This is a genomic window from Pseudopedobacter sp. (assembly GCF_040392825.1).
GTDB lineage: Bacteria > Bacteroidota > Bacteroidia > Sphingobacteriales > Sphingobacteriaceae > Pseudopedobacter.
Genome location: NZ_JBEBVH010000020.1, coordinates 1 through 26,219 on the forward strand (window position 1 = coordinate 1; position 26,219 = coordinate 26,219).

The 26,219-nt window shown below is 35.7% G+C and carries 14 protein-coding genes and 1 pseudogene; 10 read left to right on the top strand and 5 right to left on the bottom strand.

The genetic code is table 11. The features are described 5' to 3' along the window. Positions 1-89: 89 nt before the first annotated feature. Together ABWO41_RS02580 and ABWO41_RS02585 are read left to right on the top strand one after the other, a co-directional pair. Positions 90-791, top strand: coding sequence for a TlpA family protein disulfide reductase (locus ABWO41_RS02580; protein ID WP_353132974.1), 702 nt, complete (start codon positions 90-92; stop codon positions 789-791). Between the two features lie 297 nt (positions 792-1,088). Beyond that, on the top strand, positions 1,089-4,826 hold the full coding sequence (locus ABWO41_RS02585) for a DUF3857 domain-containing protein (RefSeq protein WP_353132977.1): 3,738 nt from the start codon (positions 1,089-1,091) through the stop codon (positions 4,824-4,826). Positions 4,827-4,925: 99 nt separating this feature from the next. Here ABWO41_RS02585 and ABWO41_RS02590 read toward each other — a convergent pair whose 3' ends face one another. Then, complete coding sequence (locus ABWO41_RS02590) at positions 4,926-5,684, bottom strand: LuxR C-terminal-related transcriptional regulator (RefSeq protein ID WP_353132980.1); 759 nt, start codon at positions 5,682-5,684, stop codon at positions 4,926-4,928. 357 nt (positions 5,685-6,041) lie between these two features. Between ABWO41_RS02590 and ABWO41_RS02595 the strand changes: the two genes are divergently transcribed. Further along, positions 6,042-7,244: a right-handed parallel beta-helix repeat-containing protein gene (locus tag ABWO41_RS02595; RefSeq protein WP_353132983.1), complete on the top strand. Its 1,203-nt coding sequence runs from the start codon at positions 6,042-6,044 to the stop codon at positions 7,242-7,244. Here the strand turns inward: ABWO41_RS02595 and ABWO41_RS02600 are convergent. Beyond that, positions 7,207-7,625: pseudogene (locus ABWO41_RS02600) on the bottom strand (rod shape-determining protein). The gene ABWO41_RS02595 and the pseudogene ABWO41_RS02600 sit on opposite strands and share 38 nt — an antisense overlap. 649 nt (positions 7,626-8,274) lie before the next feature. On the opposite strand from ABWO41_RS02600, the gene ABWO41_RS02605 reads away from it, so the two are divergent. Further along, on the top strand, positions 8,275-18,249 hold the full coding sequence (locus ABWO41_RS02605; RefSeq protein ID WP_353132986.1) for a T9SS type B sorting domain-containing protein: 9,975 nt from the start codon (positions 8,275-8,277) through the stop codon (positions 18,247-18,249). 34 nt (positions 18,250-18,283) lie between these two features. Beyond that, positions 18,284-19,258 (top strand): PorP/SprF family type IX secretion system membrane protein, encoded by a 975-nt coding sequence (locus ABWO41_RS02610; RefSeq protein ID WP_353132989.1) that lies wholly within the window; start codon positions 18,284-18,286, stop codon positions 19,256-19,258. Positions 19,259-19,421: 163 nt separating this feature from the next. Here ABWO41_RS02610 and ABWO41_RS02615 read toward each other — a convergent pair whose 3' ends face one another. Then, the gene (locus tag ABWO41_RS02615; RefSeq protein WP_353132992.1) at positions 19,422-19,829 is read right to left on the bottom strand and encodes a DoxX family protein; all 408 of its coding nucleotides are present in this window, start codon (positions 19,827-19,829) and stop codon (positions 19,422-19,424) included. A gap of 62 nt (positions 19,830-19,891) precedes the next feature. On the opposite strand from ABWO41_RS02615, the gene ABWO41_RS02620 reads away from it, so the two are divergent. Next, positions 19,892-20,620, top strand: a complete 729-nt coding sequence (locus ABWO41_RS02620; protein ID WP_353132995.1) for a hypothetical protein — start codon at positions 19,892-19,894, stop codon at positions 20,618-20,620. A gap of 2 nt (positions 20,621-20,622) precedes the next feature. Further along, positions 20,623-21,450, top strand: coding sequence for an alpha/beta hydrolase family protein (locus ABWO41_RS02625; protein WP_353132998.1), 828 nt, complete (start codon positions 20,623-20,625; stop codon positions 21,448-21,450). 27 nt (positions 21,451-21,477) lie between these two features. Here ABWO41_RS02625 and ABWO41_RS02630 read toward each other — a convergent pair whose 3' ends face one another. Continuing rightward, positions 21,478-21,918 (bottom strand): single-stranded DNA-binding protein, encoded by a 441-nt coding sequence (locus ABWO41_RS02630; RefSeq protein WP_353133001.1) that lies wholly within the window; start codon positions 21,916-21,918, stop codon positions 21,478-21,480. Positions 21,919-21,927: 9 nt separating this feature from the next. Beyond that, the gene (gene mutY, locus ABWO41_RS02635; protein ID WP_353133004.1) at positions 21,928-22,989 is read right to left on the bottom strand and encodes an A/G-specific adenine glycosylase; all 1,062 of its coding nucleotides are present in this window, start codon (positions 22,987-22,989) and stop codon (positions 21,928-21,930) included. A gap of 170 nt (positions 22,990-23,159) precedes the next feature. On the opposite strand from mutY, the gene ABWO41_RS02640 reads away from it, so the two are divergent. The 3 genes from ABWO41_RS02640 (at position 23,160) to ABWO41_RS02655 (ending at position 26,126) form a co-directional block, all read left to right on the top strand. Beyond that, the gene (locus tag ABWO41_RS02640; RefSeq protein ID WP_353133007.1) at positions 23,160-23,465 is read left to right on the top strand and encodes an HU family DNA-binding protein; all 306 of its coding nucleotides are present in this window, start codon (positions 23,160-23,162) and stop codon (positions 23,463-23,465) included. A gap of 16 nt (positions 23,466-23,481) precedes the next feature. Continuing rightward, a complete protein-coding gene (locus ABWO41_RS02645; protein ID WP_353133010.1) occupies positions 23,482-24,330 on the top strand; it encodes a tetratricopeptide repeat protein in 849 nt (282 codons plus the stop codon). 245 nt (positions 24,331-24,575) lie between these two features. Further along, positions 24,576-26,126 (top strand): Rne/Rng family ribonuclease, encoded by a 1,551-nt coding sequence (locus tag ABWO41_RS02655; protein WP_353133013.1) that lies wholly within the window; start codon positions 24,576-24,578, stop codon positions 26,124-26,126. The last annotated feature ends 93 nt before the right edge of the window (positions 26,127-26,219 follow it).

Sequence of the window (26,219 nt, forward strand, 5' to 3'; positions counted from 1 at the left end):
ATTTCGATATACACCAAACATTAAAAAAAGTTATCTAAAGCTTTCCTATACAGGATCGGAAACACAAACAATAACTCTAATAAGGTAAAATGAAAAAATTACAGATCTTTTTAATCACCCTGTGTACATTTCTAAGTCTTGAAGGATTTACTCAAACAACTAGAATTCCATTGTCAGAAAAGTCATTGGTAAAGGATTCTGCAGGGCTTGTTTATACCTATGAAAACTGGTCTTCATTAATAAAGACAGGAGAATACAAATTAGTAAAAAGCAAGACCGGGAGTGATGAATATTTGATAATAGGGCGGGAAAGAGCAAGCGAAAAAGAGAGTAAGCAAATCTATGGAACTAACTCCGGAAATTTTGTGGGTAAAAAAATAAAATTTCCTTACATGACTGACTTAAAAGGCAAAGATTATTGGAATGATATTCTGAAAGATAAAGTTGTGGTGTTGAACTTTTGGTTTGTAAAGTGTGCGCCCTGTAAAGCTGAAATCCCTCTTTTAAATGAACTGTATTGGAAATACAAAGAACAAGATAATGTGGTGTTTATTGCCGTGTGCTTGGATAATTCAGAAACAATAAACGAGTTCATGAAAACAACTCCTTTTGTTTACAGTCAAATTCCTTCGGGTATTCAAATAGCAAGAGATCTTAATATTGTTGGATATCCTACCAATTTAATTATTGACAAAGGAATTGTAAAATATGGAACCACAGGGTTTACTAAAAGCAATATTGAGAAGGCGGAAGCCATATTAAAGCAGTGCTTACCTATTGTGAAGCAATAGTAATTGCAGACAAGACAAAGGAAACAGCTGTATCATCCCCTCACCCGTAATCTACCTCAGGGAGAGGGAGACGGAAGTGCAAAATTTAAGGAACAGTGTTTCATAGCAGAGGTATTGTACTTTTCTCCTTCTTCATACTTTGGAGATGAATTTTGGAAGTAAAAAATATTAAGTTAAAGCATCGGTTTTTGGTTAGTGAAAATGGATTTTGAATGGAATTGTTAAAAATATTCTGGTTTTTTATTGTTTAATATCATATATTGACAATAGTGTTTGAAAAATATCTATTATTGAACTATGAAGAAAGCTGTACTTTTATCATTATCCATAACGCTTCTGTGCTCGTTTACATCGAATGCTCAAAATAGCCTGAAAAATGGGTGGGAAAGTTTATTCCGAAATGAGACGGAAAGCGCTAAAAAGATTTTCAAAGAGTTAGAGCTTCAACCAGAAACATCGGAAGAGGCCTTATTGTCTTTAAGTTTGCTGGCAGAATTAGAACAGTCGAACCCGGAAGCTTCAGCATATTTCAGAAAATTTTATCTTCAATCTAAAAATCCGGAGCCATATATTCTTGCTCTGTGGCGAAGTCCGTCGGTAAATGCAAGTTTTGGAAAGCAATCTCCATCAAGTTTAGCTTTCATTAGCCAGATTAGCAAAACGGCAGGTTTTGGAGGGTCACTTAATGCAATGGCAAATTCTGCTATGGGGACACATTTCCATACATTAAGAAAGTCTGTAGAAGCGGATAAGGCATATCTTCAACTGGGGACGATAGACAACTGGCAAATCACCGGAACATTCGAGAATATATCTACAAGCGGCTACGATAAGTATTATGATGTGTTAGACAAGCCTAAAGCCGACGCCGTATTTACGGGAAAGAAAAATATTGAATTTGGATGGCGTAAGGTGCCGTATCAAAGACGGGATAAATGGTTCGACTTTACCTATTACGATACACCATATAATTCGATTGTTTTTGCTCAAACTTTTTTGAATTCTCCAACAGCCCTCGAGGCCCAACTACGTGTTGGCGTATCTGGTTCTGTTAAAGTTTGGGTGAATGACCAGCTCCTAATTGCGGAAGCAGAAGAAAGGAACAATGATTTAGATACCTATATTTCTACACTTAAATTGCATAAAGGCTATAACAGGATATTGGTGCAAATAGGAGAGAGTTATGCTGGCCGTTCAAACTTCATGTTAAGGATTACAGATGAAAAAGGTTATCCTGTGCCGGGGCTTAGCAGCGTTAACGAATATAGAGATTATGAAAAAGAAGCGGGGTTTGTTCCCGAAAGGATAACACCTAAAGTGTATACTTATTTCCGTCAGTTATTGGAGCAAGACAGTACAAATTACCTTAACCAATTGCTGTTGGCCAAATTGTATTTGAGTGACGATATCATCTTTGATGCCCGTAATATTTTAGAAGGTTTAAAAAGTAAATTTCCGCAAAGTACTTATATCAATACTTTAATGATTACGCTCCATTCCAAAGAAAATAACAGAACAGGAGTGGAAACTTTGCAGGAAAATATTAAAAGTGCTGATCCCGAAAGTACCTATGCTCTGGAACTGCTATACGATGATTACATCAATCAGGAAGATTATGTAAAGGCTGAAGCTGTAGTTGCCCGTTTAGAGGAAAGGCTGGGTGAGTCGGAAAAAACAATGGCAAAAAAAATTGCGCTTGCCGGTAAGCAGAATAACCAGTCACGAGTGATAGAATTGGTGGAGAAGGCTTATAAAAACTGGCCCGATAACAGAAATTTTGCTTATGTTAAATACCTTCTGGAAAAGGATGTGAAGAGAAATACTCAATATTTAAATATCCTTAAAAAATATTGGAGTGAAAACAGAGATTATGATTATGCCAAATTTCTGGCCGGAGCTTATTTTAATAAAGGAGACGTAAAATCCGGAGTAGACGTTTACCTTCAGGAAATTAAGCAAGAACCTTCTGGTGTAGGTATATATAAAGATTTAGCAGATAATTACTTTACGCTTCAAAAATATGACAAGGCAGAAGAATATCTGTTAAAAGCTATAGAAATTGCCCCAAACCAAAGTTCATATTATATGAGTTTAGGTCTGGTTTTCGAGGCCATAAAGCAAACTGACAAGGCAGAGGAAGCCTATAAAAAATGCCTGGCACTAGAACCTAATAATTATGATGCTATTCAGCAATTGCGCAGACTGAAGAAAAGTAAAGATGTGTTTGAATACTTTCGGCAACCAGATGTAAATGAACTTATAAAAAATGCACCTTCGTTAAAAGATTATCCGGATGATCATAGTGTGATACTGGATGAGGAAGTACAGACTGTAGTATATGAAAATGGCGGCTCGGAAGAGAAACATTTTTACATTACCAAGGTGTTGACGCAAAAAGGTTTGGAAGACCTTAAAGAGTTTGGAATTCCGTACAATAATGATCAATCTCTATCTGTAGAAGTGGCCGAAACCATTAAGCCAAACGGAACAAAGACGCCTGCCGAGCAAAATTATAACAATTTGGTGTTTACCAATTTAGAAGTTGGAGACGTTATTAATATTCGTTACAGGCTTAGAAACTATAACTCGGGATCGTTAGCACCGCATTTCTGGAGCTCTTTTTATTTTTCACACGGAAACCCGTACGTGAAGTCTAAATATTCATTGCTAATTGACAAAACCAAGAAGTTCGATTATAAATTTTCGGAGAAAAACGTTGAACCAAAGAAGCAGGACGCAGGAGAGTTTGATTTATATGTTTGGGAGGCCGAAAATCAGGCCGCTTTACGTTACGAGGATAAAATGCCGCCAATGAACGATGTAGCGAATATTTTATATTTATCTACCATACCGGATTGGAAGTTTGTGGCAACCTGGTACAACAACATCGCAACGGCAAAAGCCCGAAGCAGCTATGAAGTAAAGACATGTGTAAATGAACTATTTCGGGATAAACAAAAACTTACTGAATTGGAAAAAGTGCGTAAAATATATCATTACATCACTCAAAATATCGCATACAGTTCAGTTTCTTTCAGACAAAGTGGGATAGTTCCTCAAAATCCTTCCACGGTACTCAATACCAGAATAGGCGACTGTAAAGATGTTTCTACATTGTTTTTGGCCATGTGCAAAGAAATAGGTGTTGAAGCGGAATTAGTGCTTGTAAAGACCAGAGAAAGTGGGCAAAATACATTGTTGTTGCCTAGTATAGATTTTAATCATTGTATAGCCAAGGTGAATGTAGGAAATAAAGTACATTTTCTGGAACTTACCTCAAGTTCATTGCCTTTTGCTTCTTTTTATAACCAGACGTTGTCTTCACCAATTTTAGAGATTAATAGAAATACGAACAATCTTTCTAAGTTACTGCCTTCCAGTCGTGTTGTTAACCAGATAAATTACGTAACTAATATTGTTATTGAAGGAAACGACATGGGGATAAAGGAAACAAATTTCTGTACGGGAGCATCGGCAAGTATGTACAGAGATAGTTTTAAAGATCTGTCAAATAAGGACCAATTGAAAAAAATGAAGGAGCAGATTTCTTATAAATATCCGGATAACGAAGCAATTGCTCTTGATTTTATTAATTTAGATCCTAAATATGCGGCCTCGGATACTCTGAAGGCATCATCTTCATATAAGCTTTTAAAAGTTTGCAAACCGGTAGCGGGAATGCATATATTTTCTTTGCCATGGTCTACAGCTTTAGACCCATCGTCCTTTAGTATGGTAGAACCAAGAAACTTTGGAATAGACCTTACCCAAATTTTTTGGAATGATTTAAATAAGGAACAACTAAACCTTACTTTGCCGGCAGACAAAAAACTTGTAGAGCCACTGAAGTCTTTGTCTATCGACAACGAGTATTTTACTTATAAATTAGCTAGTTCTGGCAAAGAAAACAAAATTGTAATTACCAGGGAACTTGTATTTAAAAAAGATTATGTTTCGAAAGAAAAAGTGGCCGAGTTTAATAAATTACTAAAACAGGTTATTGAGTCAGATCATCAACAGCTGGCAATTAAATAATACATACAGTTAAGAGGCTTTTTTCGAAGGCCTCTTTTTATTTTTAAGAATGTTTTATGCAACTTATATATATTATCGTTTGATTAAATCAATTCGTTCTTAAATCAGGCCCTTTAGCAGACAATCTTTCATGAGTTCGGCGGTGGTATTTACATCGGCTTTGCGTAGTATATTGCGTCTGTGTGTCTTTACTGTATCAAGTGAGATGTATAGCTTTTCGGCTATTTCTTTGCTTGTATATCCTTCACTTAACAACTTTAATATTTCCTTTTCTCTTTTGGTATAAAGTGTGCTCTTATCTGCCTGGTTAAAAATATCGATATCTGTATAGCATACATCACCGGTTATACTGATTAGTGATAATTTGTAGCTATTAACAGAAGTAATCTGACTGATATCTGTATGGATGTTTAAAGCTTTGGCAATACCGTTATATTCGTCAAGCGTAAGCTGTAAACCCTGATGTAAAAACAATTTATAAGACCCGTCGGCTGTTTTCATGCGAAAGCAGTAAGACGATTTATAACTTAACAGCTTGTCTCCTTCGAATTCTTTGCTTCGTATCAGGTCTACAATATATGCTTCTACTTTTGCGACAAAATTTATATCGTCCGGGTGGATAAGATCCAGGATATCATTAAATGTAACCTGATCAGGATCCAGTCCATGTATGTTTTTTACCAGCGGACTCATATGTGACAGAGACATATCATAAAAATCAATCACATAATAGTATGATGGACCGGATGTAAATACCGAACTTATGATTTCATCAAACTTAAGCGGAAATTTTGTTTGCTGTATGGCTTTCATTTCGTGTTGCCATACTCTGTGCAGTTGTTGGGTTTGCGATTTCATATTGATTTTTATGGAAAGGGAATTTTAGCGAATACAAAAATAGTCTGTTTGGTTATATCTGTATAAGTAAATAACTGATGATTTAAAATAGGTAAAAGCTTAAATAAAATTAATAAATATTTATAGACAGTATCTGAAGCTAAAAGGTGAATATTATTAGTTTCCGAATGGCAAGCCTAAATTAACGGGACATTCAAAAAAAAGAAGGAGATGTATTTATGTATTGTACCGCCGGAGCAATATTGCTCTCGAGCGTACATGAAGTTAAATTCTGTGGTTCTAAGAATTTTATTGATGTGGAAACATTTACGATAGAACAGATGTTACATAACAAAATCAATTTTAAACCATATAATTATGAAAAAAACATTATTAGCAGTTATTGCTTTTTCCGCCCTAAGTTTAACAAGCTGCAATAAAAAAGACAGCCTGAATGGAAGTTTAGATGGCAGCTTGAATTTACAATCAGAAAAAGGAGGAGCTGCTACCATGGCAACGACAACTTTTAATGTAACGCCAACCACGTCCCTGAACACAACTTTCTGGTCTAATGTACAAAGTGCACTTGCTACGGGGCCGGTTGATGTTGTTTTTGCAGACGGAACCTACACGCGAACCGCTACGATAACGCTTGCAAACATGGGGCATGCAACAAATTTACTGACACTTAAAACTGCATCTACTGTAGGAGGAGCTGTTTTTACGGGATCAATTGCAACTTTACTTTACCTGAATACCTGCCAGAATATACAGGTCTTACGGTTAAAATTTACAGGCCCTGTTACAGGCTATGCTATGCGAATATCTAACAGTCAGGATATGGCTGTAGAGAACTGTATATTTAAAGACCTTCCAGATGTTGGTTACGGCGCTTTAGGTGTTCATTATCCATTAACGAACCGCGTCTTGGTAAGAAATTGCACATTTGAAAATGTCGGGTACGATTCTCATGCGCATATGATTTATGGTGCTTATGGAATACAACGGTTAAGTGTTGTAAATAATACTTTTAAAGACTGCTCCGGAGCATTTGTACGTTTTAGAGGAGACCTTTCAGATAAAGGGGTGGTATATAATAACACGTTCACTTCTACGGGAACTTATTTAACCGGTTTAAATCCTGTCTTTATAGAAATTCCAGTTTTTAATGATGTTGATCCTGGTGATGAAAGAATGGGAACTAATTTTATGATTACAAAAAATACATTCACCTATGGAACAGTAGGTTCCCAAACAACACGCTTTAATGTCGTTTTTCATAGCACAGGATTTAATCCTCCAGGAAGAACTTATCTGATTAGTACAGCAGATGCGGCTTTATTATCTGGTGGCACTGTAACACAAAAGAGAAGTGTTATGTCGGGTATGTTAGGATTGGATGGAAATGAAATACGCTTTGGGGGAAATACGAATACAAACGTACAATATAATGTGGTTTACCGCTGTTGGAATGGATATGGTTCTGCCGGTCCGTGGACGGGCGTCGCCAGTATTGGTACGGCTGTTAATGCTTCGGGGCTTGCTACAACAGAAGCTGCGGCAATAAACTATTATCCATAATTAAAGGTTTACACGAATGAGATTGGGACTTTGTGTCAATCTCATTTGTGTAATGTAAATGGGAGTCGAAGCTCAATCTGTTGGTGTTATTCTTGAAAAAAGGCAATATGGACTTGGATATGGAGGGGCGTCTGATAAGTGCAGTTTTTGTCATGCCACGAATCATGTGCTTAGCAGTATTAACGTTAGCTATTACACCATCTTTTAAAGGACGTACCGTTTTGATGTTTTCGTGGGTTTACCCTCCATTTGCATCGCTTGTAGGCTAATAGCAATAACTTTATTAGTTGTTCTGTCAAATGCAACGATAGATGGTTCGTCTACAACCACTTTGTCGTTATGTATAATGAGGGTATTTGCAGTACCCAGGTCAATAACAATTTCTTTTGTAAACCAATTATAAGCCTATTTATAACTTAGTCTTTTTATGAGCTGCAAAAAAAATGTTCTTAAATAGAACAAGTCCGATAATTTAAGATTGTAAAAATATCACTTTTATTTTGTTTTAAAATCAATATATCGAGTGTTTTTTTCTTAATTATTAATGAATCGGTTTTTTGTTTTTTATTTTCGAAAAATGTATTTGTCAAAAATGATTCAATCCAAAATATTTTGGATATTCAAACATCCTAAACTTAAAATTAGGAGTCTTGTTGTTTGTACCTTTTAATTTTTCAATAAAATTTAGAAAACTGCCAGTTATTCTGCTTTAACACCCCTCTCTGCTTTCTATAGAATAAAAAGTTTATTACGTCTATCTATACTACCGCCGATTTTTATAAATCGGATAGTTGGGTCTTATGGAGGCATCTTCTCAAGAATAAGGCAAGGTATATACATTATGCATTTCGGATGTATAGCTAATAACTGAAATTGCTGTTTCAGACTGATTATCAGCTGCAATCGAATTAATTAGTCCAAAATGATAATTATGGACTAATTAATTTTGTACACTCAAAGTAGAGTGTTTAATTTTGGGGACTATTTTTATTTAATTGAATAAAAATTTTACTATACCACCTGATATAATATGGATATAAACTCTACTCCAAAGAGATTTGTTGCTTTTTTAAAGATAAAGGCGCTTTTTTTGTCTGTTCTGTTAAGTCTTTCTAGTGAGTTATCGTTTGCTCAACGAAATGATAACATGTGGTGGCAAAATGGTACAGTGAATTATGACGATTATTCAATTAAATTTAAATGGAAACAGTTGCCTGGTGCTGGAGGGTCTGAAGACCACGAAACAACACTTCAAATCCAATGTCCAGTAGGTACGTATATTTATAATAAAAAAGTTTATCAAGATTATCACCCTGCCGATAGTATCAGTAAAATATTGGGGCCTAATAAAGTTTTTAGTTATCATATTTTTTATACAAATTACGGATGGAATCAATGGTCAGGAAATCCTGAATATTGGACTGAGATGCCTAATGTAAACGGAACGACACCAAAGCTTAAAGCTCCAAAAAATGTTAAAATAACAGAGATTCCTAATATTTCGAAAGGGCAGGTTTATCCAACAATAACCTGGGAAAAGCAAACAGCTGTTCCGGATGCGCACATCAGATATAATGTTTATAGAAAAAAGGGAAATGAAGCTGCAGTGTTATTGGCTAATCTTTCTGCACATGTATTTAGTTATACAGATGATTCTTTAATAGAATCTGCAGATTATACTTATTCGGTACAAACGGTTATTGCAACAGATAATAGTCCTGCGGGATGGAATGTTAATCCTGCTACTGATTTTGATCCTGCGGTAGTAGCCGGGACTTTTAAATTTTCTAACGCAGACATTACTACAACACTAGATCAAAATGGAAGAATAAGATTAAGCTGGAATCAGGTAAGAGGAATTGCGGGTTTAGAAAATTTAGTATTGTATAGAAATGGAGAAGAATTAGTTCAGTTTTCAAAAAACACTACCTCTTATAACGATTCAGATATATTACCGGGGATGTTTTATCAATATTCCATGGGGTACATTACAGATGGGGTTTCCGGAATTGATTATGAAAACTGGAGATCAAAAACTTTCGATGGTAAATCTCTGGCCAACGGAAAAATTAGTGGATACGTTAAGGGTAAGACCAATGCTGGGGTAGAGGGCGTTATGGTTACAGCAACAACAAAATCAGACGTTTATAACGGTAAGACTACCGAACCTTATACCTACAGCGCAACAACAGATGCTTCTGGGTACTACGAGATCACTAAAGTTTTTTATGGGGAAGGGGCCAATTATGAAATGAGGCCTCAAATGCCAGGTTATAATAAACCTAGGTTTGACCCAGAAAAGCTGTCCAGAAGTTTGTCATTTGATGAGTCGAATCGGCAAAATGTAAACTTTACAGATACAGCTTCTTTTGCTATTAACGGCAGAGTAAGCTTTGCAGCTATCAAAGATTCTCTGGATAATGATGTTTTTCTGCCAGTGCAAGATGCCGAAGTTTGGTTAAACGGAAAGAATTCGGCCGTTAAGACAGACGCAAAAGGACTTTATAGTTTGTCTATTACCAATGCTGGTTTGTATAGCGTTCAAATTAAATATAAAGATCACCTGATATATTTTAGTGGTACAACTGATACAGTAAAATCTCTGTATGTTAATAATTTGATGTCTAACGTCGATTTTATTAATACAAAAACGGATACGTTAACTATAAAAGTTGCGGCAAGTTGCGATGCTCCAATAGGAGAATATGTGACATTCTTGTTGAAATCAGAGAATGCTGGCTATGTATCAGCAAATTCTTCTGCAAAATATGCGAAGAAATTGCATATCAGCTCCAATGATTTAGAAAGCGGAAGCCCAAAAAATCCTGGGCAGCCGACAAGAGGGGAGGTAAAGGTTATTTTACCGGCTACCTCTTTCGAAGGTCAGGTTCTTCAAATTTCTGAAAAAGGAGGTATCAACTCTAATAAACTAGAGTATTTTACCAAAACTTACAATATACAAAAGGTTAGTTTGGCAGAACGCTTGAAGGAAGAGAAGATAGATACGACCTACAGCATAAAGACTATTAAGGCCGATACCACCTTTAAGCCAGATGGTAGTATCTATAAAATTACACCTTCAAGAAAGGATACTACAGTCAATGTAGATACAACATATCTTGTTAAAAAGCCTTTAATGGATTTTATTTATCATGACAAACTCAAAGTCCTGGTAAATAATAACAATCCTGCTTTTGTAGATTCTGTTCAATTTGCACCTGGTAATACCTATAAGTATTTATTAGCTCAGAATGATAAACATCTTATAGATGTTAAAATCCAGGAGACCTATACCTATGATGGCATAACTTATAGTTGTACTTTGGATACAGGTACAGTATATATATATGATGGTATTTCGGATATGGTGGATAGAAAAGAATATGCTTTAGATAAGATAAGCAAAAATGTGAGGCATACTATCAAGGTAGGTAATCCAGTTTTAGAAGCTCCTTATGAAAAAAATATACAGATTGTTGGAAAGGTAGGAAGCAGGCAGGCAAGTGCTATTATCAATGCAGTAGTAGAAGGTGAAAGGCCTCGTAATGCAACATTTGTTAGTAGAACACCTAGTATTCCATTTTTTGTGTTACATGATCCTCCTGGAGACAGATCATATGCTAAAATAAGTAAAGGAACTACATTTTCTAAAACAGGTACCACTTCGTTTAAATTTGGAGGAGGGGCCGGAGCTTATTCAGATATCAAAGCTGGGGTAGGCTCAAATATTCCTTTTATTGGTAAAACAGGAGGAGGTGTCCATATACAGGCAAAAATGGAAGCTGGCAGAGATAATAATGAGGGCCTTGTAACGAACACGACATTTACCTTTACTGAGGATTTTTATACATCAGGTGAACCAGAATTTGTAGGTGAAGACGGAGATGTTTTTGTAGGTGCATCTATGAACATGGTTTATGCCATGACCGATGTATTGAAATACGATGCCTCCAAAAAGGGAATGGTTAGAGATACCTCAGTTGCCATGAATTTGAATGACTTTGGGACCGTTTTTGTTTATACTCAACATCATATAAAGAATGTCTTGTTACCTCAATTAAGAACATTGTATTCTATATCAAAGACTAAGTATGACGAAGCCTACTTTAAGCTGAAAAGCAATAGCTCATCTATTAAACCAGAAGAGGTTGATAAGTTGAAGAGAACATATTCTGAATACGAGGCAGATATTACAGGGTGGGAGAAAACGTTAGAAGAAAATAAAAAGGAAAAAGCGCAAGCAGGGGATATAAGTGCAGGTGAGAATCTTAAAGGAATTGTTGGGAACAATATCTCATTTAGTGCGGGCGCAATTTATGAGAATACCTTAACAACGCAAAGAGATACTACAGATGTTACCGAAACACAAATTTATTTAAACACTGAAGGTAATGTAGGTGGTTTTGTGAATAGTGGCGAATCAAATGAAAAGGAAATTGGAGCGTTATTCTCGCTGAGATTCAATTGGGATTCAAGTACCGAAATTACCAACGGCCATACACAAACTACTTTTTATCATTTAGAGGATGATGACATTGGCGATTTCTTTTCAGTAGATTTAAAGAAAAATAAAAAATACGCTACTCCTGTTTTTAAAACAGTATCAGGCTCATCCAGTTGTCCACATGAGCCTGGAACTCAATATCGCCATCTGCCAAATATTGCGGTAAGCGGAGCGAACGAACAACGTAATGTTCCTTCGGATCAACCAGCAAAGTTTGAGGTTTTAATCTCAAATAGAAGCGAGAGTGATGAGACCGTGGAGTATGGTATTAAGTTAATACCAACTAGCAATTTAGGAGGAGCAAGAGTTTTAGTTGCGGGTCAGGATGTGACGAATGGTCAGGCTAACTTTGTAATACCAACGGGTAAGAGTTTCAAATTACCAGTAGAGGTTTATAGAGGAGCATTATATGGTACCTATGAGGATTTAACTTTAGCAATGTTCTCTGCATGCGATAACTCATTGGAGGATATTGATGATGATAATATAGCAAAACCAACCGTTAAACTGAATGCCTATTTCCAAAATAAGTGTAGTGAAATAGATTTGTTCTTACCAGGTAATAACTGGTTGGTGAATCAATCTAATGGTAATAAGTTGTATGTAGCGTTTAGCAAATTTGATGCGTCGGAAGCTTCTCCGTTAACAAGTGTTGCTTTACAGTACAGAAGAATTAATCAGGATTATGAGAATTCTTTATGGCAAACGGCAATAGATATTCCTAAATCGGAACTTAAGGATAAGTATTATGATTATACTTTTGATGTAAGTACGCTTCCTGATAGTAAGTATGAATTACGGGCTTTGGCTATTTGCGAAGGCGTAGATGTAAACTATTCTCCGGTATATACTGGAGTAATTGATAGATCTGCAGCGATAGCATTTGGTCTGCCTACACCTTTAAACGGTATCTTGACTACAAGTGATGTGATGAGCGTGACCTTTAATAAGGATATCACAAACTCAGCAAATGTAGTTTTAAAACGTAAGGATAATGGACAAATTATTCCTGCGACACTTGTTTACAACGATAAAACTATCGTGATTAAGACAGTTCCGGAAGCTGCAATTGCAGATTATGAGATGATGGAGCTGAATGCTACAGTTAAGAATCTTAGAGATGGTAGTGGAAATGTTTTAACAGATAGCGTTTCATGGAACTTCGTTGTCAATATGAGTCCAATTTACTGGTCTCCGGCAAATATTGATGTTAATGCTATTGAAGGTGTTCAATCTAGCTTTAGAGCTAAATTGGTAAACAAATCGGCATTAAATCAAAACTTTAGAATAGAGAGATTTCCAAGTTGGTTAACGCCGTCTATACGTAATTCCAGAATTGTTCCACTAGGAGAACAAAATGTTGATTTCTTAATAGATCCAAACTTAAATACAGGAACCTATACCGACACGGTATTTACCACTTGTGATGGTAAAAGGCAGTTGTTATATGTTACCGTAAATGTGCTTAAAACACCACCAAACTGGACGGTAAATCCATCCAAATTTAGATATAACATGAGTTTTGTTACTCAATTTAGTTTAGATGAAACGGATGTAGCGACTTCTACAGATATCAGAGATATTATGGGCGTTTTTGCCGGGGATGAATGTAGAGGTTTAGCAAATATAGAGTATGACTATGCAAGTAAAAAGTATGTAGCTTACGTAACTGCATATTCTAATAAATTAAGTAACGAGAGTTTAAGTGTGCGTTTCTGGGATACCTATCCGGGTATTGAATATCAAAGTAAAGAGCGAATAAATTTTGTGTCTAATGGTATTGTAGGGAATGGAAACAACCCTTATATACTACATCCGGAAGGTGTTTTTCAAACTATACCTTTAAAAGCTGGTTGGAACTGGGTATCTCTAAATGTTGAAAATACCGACATGAGAGTAAGTGAAGTGTTCAGTAAGTTAAAATCTACCGAAGGGGATATTGTAAAAACCTTAAGTGCTCACAAGCCTTACGCACAATATAATGCTAAAACTGGTTGGACCGGCCCATTAGATTCGTTAAATATTTATCAGTCTTATATGGTGTATTCTGCTAAAGCAGATACGATAAGAGTTTTAGGACAATTAGCTAGCCATAGAGTAGATGTAGAGTTGAAAGATGGTTGGAATTGGCTGGGATACCCAATGGCGGTAAATATGGAGCTGAATAATTACCTTAAAAATTATAGCTTCCCCAATGGTGCTACCATTAGCAGTCAGGAAGAATTTGCGCAATACAATGCAACTTCTCAAAGATGGTCTGGTAGTTTGAAATATCTACGTCCGGGAAAAGGGTATAAATATTTTGTAGAAGGAGATCATTATGCTATACCAGTAGTGACTTATCAACCAGATTTAAGTCCAAATTTATTAGCAGATATTCCACCAGTAAAATCTGGAATAGAAAAAGTTATTGCATTTGATAACGCAATGAACGTGAACGACGTGAATAGTGGAGATCGGGTAAACTTAGATATAGCCAGATTTGAAAATAATATGTCCTTAACGGCAAAAATTAACTTAAACGGTTTAGATATTACAGAACCCGGAAGGTTTGAGATTTTTGCTTATGTAGATGGCGAATTGGTGAATTATGTAGATACTTTAGTAAATGGATTAAGTTTTGTATCCATAAATAGTAATGTGGAAGGGGAAGATAAACCCGTTGTAATTAAAATTTACGATAGAATAACAGGAAGAACATACACTGCAAAATCTGATTTACCAGCAACGCCACAGCCCGCTCCACAGCAGCGAATGATGCTGAGAACGATGTTGAGAAATACAGCTCCAGTAGATGAACTTATCACTACACAAAGAGCAGATGAGGTTTTAGGTACTCCAGAGCATCCTATTTCTTTTAAAGTGATGGGCGACGCTGATATTGAGGTTTATAATAGCATCAGCAGAAACCTGATTAATATTGGCGATACGCTGAAATATACCCTGAAGTTCAAAAATTCAGGACCAGATGTAGCGGTAAATTCGGTATTAGTAGATACATTAAGTAGCGGATTAGAGTTTGTTTCTGCGACGAATGGTTTAACCTATGATGCTGCAACGCATACCTTAAAGGTAACCAAATTACAATTAGGAGTAGATGAAATAGCTGAATATAAAGTTGTGCTTAAAGCATTAACTGTAGGTAATAAATTCTTTGGAAGAGGAGCTGTATCTTCAAATAATGATACCGAGACTTCAAATAATGATTTCTCTAAACTTACCGTAAGTGTTGCTGATAGGAGAGCGGATGTATATGTGGAAACACAAATTAATCGTAACCAACTATATAAAGGGGAAGAATTAATTTATACCATTAAAATCAAAAATAATGGTCCGGATGTGGCTAGAAATGTTGTTTTAGTGGATGCTATACCAAATGAATTTGAATATGTTACGGCATTAAATGGTACAGTTAAGTTTACTAAGGCCGGGCAGATCTTAAATCTATCTCAGCCTCAAATACAAGCTGGTGAAGAAGTAACTTATTCTTTATTGTTGAAAGCTGTTGATTTCGGAAACGTATTTTTAGGTCAAGGACATGTTTCTGCATCAAATGATAATAACATTGATTTTGATAACAATTCTATAGCCAGACTTCACGTTGAAATTTTAGACAATAGAGTTGATTTAGCGATAAGTTCAGATGTTTCTAAGTCCCGAATAAATATTGGTGATCTATTAAAGTACACCATCACAATTAAGAATCAGGAACCTGACTTCGCAATGAATTATAGAATTCTGGATACTTTAAGTACTGCATTTGAATTTGTGTCGGCGACAGGCGGAATAACATACAATTCATCAAACCGTACTTTAACGGCAGAAAAAGCTAAAGTTAACGGAGAAGAGGTAATTCGTTACGAAATAACACTGAAAGCTGTAGCTGTAGGTAGCCAAAATCTGGGCGAAGGCTTGGTGACGGTACTTAATGATATTAATCCTAATAATAATGTTATAGGTGTTATTACGGTAATTGTTGAAGACAGAAGAGCTAATGTTTGGGTAAATACTCATGTAAACAAAACACAGTTAAATGAGAGTGAAGAATTGGTTTATACCATTAATGTGAGTAATAATGGACCGGATATAGCTTACAACTTTAGGCTACAAGATATCCTTCCAGCAGACTTTGAATTTGTTTCTTCAACAGGAGGATTGACTTATGATGCCGCAATGAGGAAGCTTGCAGCAAGCAAATTGCAAATGAAATCTGGTGAGGAAATTTCCTATACGGCAACCCTAAAAGCTTTAACCAATGGAAATTTCTTATTGGGGAATGGAAATATAGCAGCTGATAACGATAATGATGTTGATTTTGATAATAATACAATCAACCCGGTTGCTGTTGTGGTCGGGGAAAATAAAGTGAATTTTGCAGTAACGAAAGCTTTGAGCCGTGACCGTTTAAATATCGGAGATCAATTAACATATACATTAACAGTTAAAAATAACGGTCCTGATTTTGGAATAAACTATAAGCTAACAGATACCTTAAGTTTTGCATTTGATATTGTTTCTCTGTCAGATGGATTATCATTCGATGTTAACAAGAGAATATTAACTGCAAGCAAAATTCGGGTTGCTGCTGGTGAGGAGTTACGCTACCAAGTGGTTTTGAAAGCCAACTCTGTAGGTATTCAAACATTAGGGAAAGGTTTGGTTACTGTGCTAAACGATAGCGATTTATCCAACAATAAAATTCAACCTGCAAACGTGAATGTAGTTGATAGAAGAGCAAATGTTTGGGTAAGCAATCAGGTTAGTACAAATCAATTAAATAAAAGCGAAGAGCTTACATATACTTTGTTGGTTAGCAATAGTGGACCGGATGTAGCCAATAACTTTACATTGCAGGAACATATTCCGGTAGGTTTAGAGTTTGTAAGAGCTACTGGAGGTATCAAGCATAATACAGCTAATAATACCATAACTGCATCTAAGCTTCAGTTAAAATCGGGAGAAGAAGTTGAATATACGGTGGTATTGAAAGCGATAGTTGCGGGTACTATACAGCTCGGTAGCGGATCAATTGCCGCTGATAACGACAATGATGTAGATTTTGACAACAACGCTATCAGCCCAATATCAGTTAATGTAATTGATAATAATGTTGATTTTGCTGTATCATCAAAAGCGAATCGTCAGCGTTTAAATATTGGAGACGAATTGGTTTACTCTGTTTCAGTAAAAAATAATAGTGCCGATTTTGGTATTGATTATAAATTAGTGGAGACTTTAAATAAAGCATTCGAGTTCGTATCTGTGACTGGAGATGCTGTTTATGACGCTGTAAAACACACTGTATCTGCAACCCAAACAAGAGTTGATGCGGGAACAGATATAGAATATCAAATCTTATTGAGAGCGAAGGCTGTAGGTACTCAACTTTTAGGAAATGGATTAGTATCCGTTAACAACGACATCAATCTTGCTAACAATACCTTCGCTCCGATAGCTGTTGAAGTAGTTGACAGAAGAGCAGATGTTACGGTAACCAATGTGATTAGCCGCGGCCAATTAGCCAAAGGAGAAGAATTAACTTATACTATTAAAGTAAAGAATAATGGTGCCGATTTAGCGAAGAATGTAATGCTAAACGATATCTTGCCATTAGGTTTAGAGGTGTTATCGGTAGCAGGAGATGTTAGTTTTAATGCTACAACAAGAATGCTATCAGCCAGTAGGTCGACTCTTCTTGCTGGACAAGAAGCTATTTATACTATTACATTGAGAGCAAATGGTGTTGGTGTATTCCAATTAGGTAATGGTGCGGTAAATGCTGATAATGATAATGATGTTGATTTTGATAATAATACCATCCCTGCTTTAAATGTTAACGTAATAGATAACAGTGTTGATTTGGTAGTAAGTAGTCAGGTTGATAAAGCAAGCCTAAACATAGGTGAAGTATTCAACTATAGTATCAAGGTTAAAAACAACGGACCTAACAATGCAATAAATACGGCATTAGCAGATCAATTACCTGTTTCATTCGATTTTGTCTCATCATCTAATAATATTACTTATGATCGTGAAACAAAAACACTAAAAGCTACACAAGCCAATATTAATGTTCATGACGAGGTAGTATATACTATTAAGCTTAAAGCAAATACCTATGGTGTGCTGATGTTAGGTAATGGTGCTGCCACAACTTTAAATGAAAGTAACGAAGCCGATAACAAAGTAGGATTAGTTTCTGTAGAAGTGGTAGATCCCAGAGCTACAGAAACTAAAATTCTTATCCCAACTTTATTTACCCCTAACGGAGATGGAATCAATGATATGTTTGAAATATTGGGGCTAACTGAATATTACGTGTCTAATAGCTTAACTATCTTTAATAAGAGCTACAATGTAGTTTACAAAAAAGATAATTATCAGAACGATTGGACAGGAGATAGATTACCAATGGGTTCATATGGCTATATCCTGAAAACAGTAGATAAAACTGGTAAAGAGCGTGTGTTTAAAGGTACTGTAACAATTATTTACCAATAAAAAGCTTCGTGGTTAGATTTTAATTATTTAAAGCGTGAATATTTTAAAAAGGATATATCTATTGCTAAGTGTAGCTACACTTAGCAATGTACAACAAGGCAAAGCCCAAACAGAATTTCAAGGCAGTCAATATCTGTTAGATAAGTCTTATATCAATCCGGCATTCATGGGACTCCATACAAAAGCTTCTGCAAACCTACAGTATCAGGTTGCAGGAACGGGGGAAGTAAGTGGTGCGAAAAACTATACCGTATCTGCTGCCGGGCATTTCAGTTTACCTAAACTGAAATGTGCCATTGGCTTTAACGCAGTAAAAAATACTTTTGGAAACGATAGCTACAGTGTAGGCTACGGTAATTATGTGTATCACTTACAGGTTTCGGAAGATATCATGATGTCTTCTTCATTAGGCCTGGGTTTACAGCAGTATAATATTAACCTTTCTGAGGTGATGACCGCAAATCCACTAGATCCTTTAGCAAAGCAAAATATCTATAGTTCTAAATTAGACGGCCGTTTTGGTTTATTAGGGACATTAAAGAAACAATATTATTTAGGTCTTTCCTTTGATAATATATTATCTTTATACACCAATAATAACAGTTTTTCCTATCAGGTTCCTCCTACTTTCCGCAAGATTAATATGTATTTAATACTGGGGGCCAATTACGAAACGATAGATAATCTAATAATCATGCCCTCTGTTTTATATATTAAAAATATGGGAGGTATTACTTCTTTGGATATTAATACTTCTATTATGATGGAAAAGTCATTTGTTTTAGGAGTAGGATTTAGGCAACGTGTTGAAGAGCGAAATTCATTTATGGGAGCTGATGAAAAAAGTGTATCACAATCCATTTTAAGAGCCAATATGTCTTATCAATTGAATAATGTTAAGAATAATATGAAGATTGGTTACTGTTATAACTTTAACGCCGCTAAAAGTGGTGTTAAAGTAGGAAGTCATGATATTTCTCTTTCTTTCAGTATTCCTGACTCTAATTAATGTGATTTGAATTGTGAAAAAGCCTTTTGATGTTATTTTTCAAGAGGCTTTTTCTATGTATTACTGCCGCTATCGGTCTTAATCTGCATAAATCAATCTAGAGGGATCTCTAAATTTTTTGGTAGAGTTTAGACCGGCTATTTTAGCTATGACTGAAAAGGTATTATTTATCCACTGCATATTTTCCCGGGCCTGTGAAGATTAAAGCAATAAAAATTAGTCCGAGTTCCATGGCATGTGAAGCTACCGAAATACCATCGCCATTGTTTAAATGTACTAATGTTGCAATTAACATGGTAAAGGCTAATAATGCACTAACTGATCTGTGAAATAAACCTAAAATTAACAAGAAAGAACCGAATGTTTCCGTTGCAGCGGCAGCAAAGCCCCAAAATACAGGTAGAAAATCTATGCCTATTACCTTCATGCCGCTTCCTACGGCTTTCCATTTATCAACTCCTCCGGTAATTTTAGGGAGTCCGTGTAAAGTGAGCATCGATATACCTATACCCGCTCTTATGATTAATAAACCGAAATCTCTGTTTTTTAAAAAACTGTTTTTTGTTGCCATGTTGTAAATATAAAAAATAGAACTACTTTATTATATTGCAGGCAAAAAACTCATATAATCCTATGAAAGCAAAACTATTATATTTTTTGATTTTATTTTCTGCAGTAACTTTTTCTTGTAGTAAGAAAGAGAGTCCCGAAATAATCCTTTTACAAGGCAATTTTTCAAGTGAAAATACTTTAAATGTTTATAAAACAGAGTTATATACAAATAAAGGGAAAATAACTAATGAAACGATAATTGCAAATTATATAAATAGAAAATCTCTTACGGGCGTTTTTCTTGACAGTAAGATAAAAACGCTTTATATGTCTACACACTTAACTATTGAAATAGACCAGCAAGGGAATTTTTCTTCTACCAATTTTTATCGTCCTTATGCCAGTGGTAAAATGGAGAGATTAACAAATAATGAAGTTTTATTAATCAGTAATGATTCTACAACTAGATACTTTCCTCCAGGCAATATAGGAGGAGGAATATTTGTTAACTGTCCTGCTGATTATGTTCTTCGTTATCCCCCTTCTATAAAATGTATTTCTATGCCATTGGAAACGGGGTATTCTGAAGTTTGTAAAACTAAAATTCTTATTCCCATTATAATTAAAAACAGCGAATCGCTAGCAATTCCTATATATACTATTTCTTATTCGGGGAATGGTATAGGCGATAAAGAGCGTTGCGTTTTGCAGGAGCAATCGAATTTTATTAAAGAGGATTTTTATAAAAATCTATCAGAGGGAGATACTGTTCTAGTTCAGAAAAAAGAACAATTATTAAAAAAAATGTAGTAATGGAATTTAAAATAGAGGGATTTGCTAATAAACCCATATTAGGTGATATAACCTTTTCGAAAGCAGAAAGCAATGTGTTCGCCCTGTTTGTACATGGCTTTAAAGGTTTTAAAGATTGGGGCGCTCATAACCTGGTAGCGGAATATTTTGCAGAACATGGAATTAATTATGTGAAATTTAATTTTTCTCATAGCGGAGTTCCTGCTGATGATCCAAAAGATGTAACCAACTTTGAAGATTTTGCCAACAATACTCCAATTAAAGAACTGTATGACTTAGATAAGGTCGTGTCATTTCTAAAATCTGAATATCAGGATTCAAAAATTATTTTGATTGGCCACAGTCGAGGAGGGGGCGTAAGTATATTACAAGCTTATAAAGACGTTAGGATAGATGCGGTAATTACTTGGGCGGCAATAAATGACTTTAGCAGTTTATGGAAAAAAGAACAAGAAGCAGAATGGCGTGAAAAAGGAAAAATAGAGACTTTTAATGCCAGGACAAAAGAGTATATGCCGTTAAACAGGGTGCTTTTAGATGATTTCGAACGTTATAAAAACGAGCTGGATATTAAAAAAGCGGCCAAAGCATTAGCTAAACCCTGGTTAATCATCCATGGCGACGATGATATTAATGTTCATCTGGATATTGCAAAGGAATTTAGAGGGCTTAATCCAAACGCAAAGTTTGAAATTATAGAAAATGCAAACCATGTATTTGGAGCAAGCCATCCTTACCTGGGAACAACGTTGCCAGAATGTTTATTAACAGTATGCAAAGAGAGTTTTCGGTTTATAATGTCTCTAAGTTTTATAAGTAGACCATGAGGGATTTATTTCCCTTTGGGTTCTATGTTAAAAAGGCAAATCGTCATCTAGCGGATCTAAACTCAGGTCCTCGTTAGATGTAGAAGCCGGCGTTGCCAGTTTATCACCATTGTTTCCATTCTGTGGGCCTTCAAAGTCACTTTTCCTGCCCAGCATAGTGAAATTCTCCGCAACCACTTCTGTCGTGTATTTCTTGTTGCCCTCTTTATCTTCAAAAGACCTTGTACGTAGCTTCCCTTCTATATAAACTAACTTGCCTTTTTGCAGATATTTGGAAGCTACATCTGCTAAACCACGCCACATAACAATGTTATGCCACTCTGTTTGTTCTACTCTTTTACCGTCTTTATTGAAAGTTTCGGATGTTGCCAAAGGAAAACTTGCTACGGTAACATTTCCGTCTAAATGTCTCACTTCGGGATCTTTCCCTAAGTGTCCTACTAAAATAACCTTGTTGATACCTGACATAATTTGCAATTAAATTTCATTCAATTTATAGAAGTTTTTTAAAAAAGCAAAAATTAATTTTGGTTTCGCAAATTTATCTAAGTGCTTGACATCTACCCAAAACCAATTGTTTTCCTGAATTGCTTCCTCGTTTATTTCAGATAGCTCAATAAAGGTTCCAAAAAGTCTCTGATGAGTTAAAATGTGTTTTATCGGTTTGGCGATATAAGCAATTTCTACTCCTTGTGGAAACCAATTCCGGAATTTAGTTTGTTCGCATAAGGTTTTGATGTCCAGTGCGGTAGGGCTTTCTATTAAAGGAAAATCGTGTAGTCCGGCCCAAATATCACTATTATCTCTCCTGTTTAACAGGATTTTATCTTCTTTAAAAATTAGGAAGTAATAGAGGTACCTTTCTTTGACTTTTAGTGTCTTGTTTTTTACCGGCAATTCTGAGATGCGATGATGTTTAAACGCGTAACAAGAAGAAATCAGGGGACAAAGATCGCAGTTGGGGTTCTTTGGTTTACATTGCAATGCCCCAAATTCTATAATGGCCTGATTATTCTCGCCAGCATTATTTTTATCAAGAAGTTCGTCTGCCAGTTCCTGAAAGTATTTCTTTCCAATAGTGCTGTTTATTGGTATTTCGATACCAAAATATCTGGCGAGTAAACGGTATACATTGCCGTCTACAACAGCTTTAGGCTCGTTGGAAGAGAAAGAAGAAATTGCTGCGGCGGTATACTCACCTATGCCTACCAATTTTATAAGCTGGTTATAGGCGCTTGGGAAAATACCCTGATGCTCTGCCATCACTTTTTGTGCTGTCTTTAGCATATTTCTTCCACGTGAATAATAGCCTAACCCCTGCCATAAATGAAGTATGTGGTCTTCAGATGCTTCTGCAAAGCTTTTTACATCGGGAAAATTCTCCGAAAATTTGAAATAATAGGGCATCCCCTGATCTACCCTTGTTTGCTGCAGAATAATTTCGGACAACCAAATGAGGTAAGGATCTTTTGTGTTACGCCATGGCAAATCTCTTTTGTTAACTCTATACCATTTTATTAATTCTTCGGAAAAATTCATACGCAAAATTACATTTAAAGCCTTATATTCATCGCTAAAATGCTTAAGTGTTGTATTATAGGGGGTTGAAATAAAAAATTTAAGTTTTTTATTTCCCTTATTCCAATAAAAGCTCTACTTTTGCAACCCCAAATCAAGGGAAGGAAAAAAATAAAAAAGACATATAAGACATGACAAAGGCAGAAATTATTGCAGAAATTGCTAATAAGACCGGAATTGAGAAGGTAGATGTACAAGAAACGGTAGAAGCGTTTTTCAAAGTAGTAAAAAACTCGATGATTAATGGAGAGAATGTTTATGTTAGAGGATTTGGTAGTTTTGTTGTAAAGAAGAGAGCGGAAAAAACAGCAAGAAATATCTCTAAAAATACAGCTATTATTATTCCAGAACATTTTGTACCTAGCTTTAAACCAGCAAAAGCTTTTGTTGATAAAGTAAAAGTAGGAAATAAAAAAGCTAAAGCAGTTAATGCGTAAATAAAACAATATTGATATGAAGACAAAACAATATATAGTAATTGGTTCGGTAGTAGTGCTAATGGGTATATTATTGAGTCTTGATATCAAAGGTTTGGTAAAGGAAGAAGATTCTTCTTCGGCAGAAGCACAGACTACGGAAACAAAAGCAACAGCAGTTGCCGGGTTTTCAAGAGAGGGTGTTCTGGCGGTAGCCAAACAAAATGTTAGCCCAAGTTTACTGTCGGATATTGAAAAGATAGAAAACGATTTAAAGAAAGCTTCTGCAAATGAGGTAATTGCTTTACAGGAACAATTGGCAAAGAAATGGGATGATGTAAATCAACCCGCTGCTTCTGCGTTTGCTTATGAAGCTATTGCCGAGAAAAATCCATCTTACGAGAACTGGTTATTGGCTGGAGACAGATTTACTGAAGGATATCAGAATTTTCCGGATACAACATCTGTTCGTGGGCTAACGGAAAAAGCTATCCATGCGTATAATCAGGCTCTTGAATTGAATGCAGAGAGCCTAGACGCACAAACAGGATTGGGTGTTGCCTATGTTACAGGTACTAACAATCCGATGCAGGGAATCCAGATGCTACTAAAAGTGGTAGAAAAGGATCCGAAAAACTTAAAGGCAAATATGAGCTTAGGTCTATTCTCTATGAAGTCTGGGCAGTTTAATAAAGCTGTGGAAAGATTTAAGACTGTAATAGAAATTAAAAAAGATCCGGAAGCTTACTTCTATTTGGCTACAAGTTACGAGAACATGGGAATGAAAACGGCTGCAGTTGAGGCTTATGAAGAGGCAAAGAGACTTGCCGGAGACCCAGGTTTAAGTTCTTTTATAGACAGAAAGATTAAAGAGTTAAATAATTAATACATACATTAAACATTAAAGATTATGCCAAGCGGTAAAAAAAGAAAAAGACATAAAATGGCTACTCACAAACGTAAAAAACGTTTAAGAAAAAACAGACATAAGAAAAAATAGGTAATACCTAAAAAATATAATTGCTCTCTGGGTTAACCGTTCAGGGAGCAAATTTGTTTCTGTTTTTATTTAAAATTTCCTCTGTTGGTAAGGAAAGTTCTTTTAATAGAACTTGTTTAAAAAAGTAGCTGTTGGTAAAAGAGTTAATTATTAATTCGGCCCCCGGTGGGGTTACTATTGCATTAGTGCAAGACAAGCAACTTGTAGAACTCAACAAAGAGCAAATCAACAACAATTATGCTGTTGGAGATATTTATCTTGGGCGTATTAAAAAGATAATGCCCGGGTTAAATGCTGCTTTTGTTGATGTTGGATACGAGAAGGATGCTTTTTTGCACTACCTGGATTTAGGGCCACAGGTTCAATCTTTATTAAAGCTAACAAGGCAGGTAAGAAACGGTAATTTCACCGATTACCTTTTAAGCGGTTTCAAAAGAGAAGAAGATATAGATAAGTCGGGGAAAATCTCTTCTATTTTATCTAAAGATCTACTGATTCCGGTTCAAATTGCTAAAGAGCCTATTTCTACCAAAGGACCAAGGTTAAGTTCAGATCTTTCAATTGCAGGCAGGTTTGTTGTTTTAGTACCTTTTTCGGATGTGATTTCTATATCTAAAAAGATTAAGAGCAACACTGAACGTACGCGATTGAGAAAGATTGTTGAAGGAATAAAGCCTAAAGGTTTTGGAATTATCATTAGAACAGTTTCTGAGAAAAAAGGAGTAGCAGAAATCCAAAAGGACATTTTGGATCTGGTTTCAAAATGGGAGTTGTTTATGAAAGCAGTCCCAAAAACGGGTCCGGCTAAAAGAATTCTGGGCGAGATGGGTAGAACGTCTACCATTCTTCGTGATATTCTTAATGCCGATTTTACGCATGTTTACGTCGACGACCCGGCTTTGTTTGAGGAAGTAAAGTCTTATGTACACGAAATTTCGCCAGAGATGGAAAGTATCGTCAAACTTTACAAAGGCAAAGAGCCTATCTTCGAGCATTTTGGAATAGAGAAACAAATAAAAGCATCTTTTGGTAAAACTGTAAATCTGGCTGGCGGTGCCTATCTGGTTATAGAGCATACCGAAGCTTTACATGTTATTGATGTAAATAGCGGAAACAGAACTGCTAATCCGGAAAATCAGGAAGAAAATGCATTGCAGGTAAATAAAGAAGCGGCGAAAGAAATTGCGAGACAACTTAGATTAAGAGATATGGGAGGCATTGTGGTTATCGATTTCATCGACATGCACAAGGCGCCTAATCGTAAAGAGCTTTTTGACTTCCTAAAAACTGAAATGAGCCACGATAGGGCTAAACATACTATCCTCCCGCCAAGCAAGTTTGGTTTGGTGCAGATTACTCGTCAAAGGGTAAGACCGGAGATGAATATTGTAACAAGTGAGAAATGTCCGACTTGTGGTGGTACCGGCGAGATTAAGGCTAGTATAGTTCTAATAGATGATATAGAAAACAATCTGAATTATATTTTAAATGAGCAGGCGGAAAAAGGCATAACTTTATGTGTTCACCCGTATCTGGAAGCATTTATTAAAAAGGGATTGTTATCTAAGCAAATGAGATGGTTCTTTAAATATGGACAATGGGTAAAAGTGAAAGGGGTAACATCCTACCATTTAACAGAATTTGCCTTTATAAATAATAAAGAAGAAGAAATCAAGCTTTAATGCAATATTATGGTCCTTACAGTAAGGATCGCGAATTTGAAAATGATAACAAAAGCTTCAGGAAATTAATTTTTTCTGAGGCTTTTGTTTTTT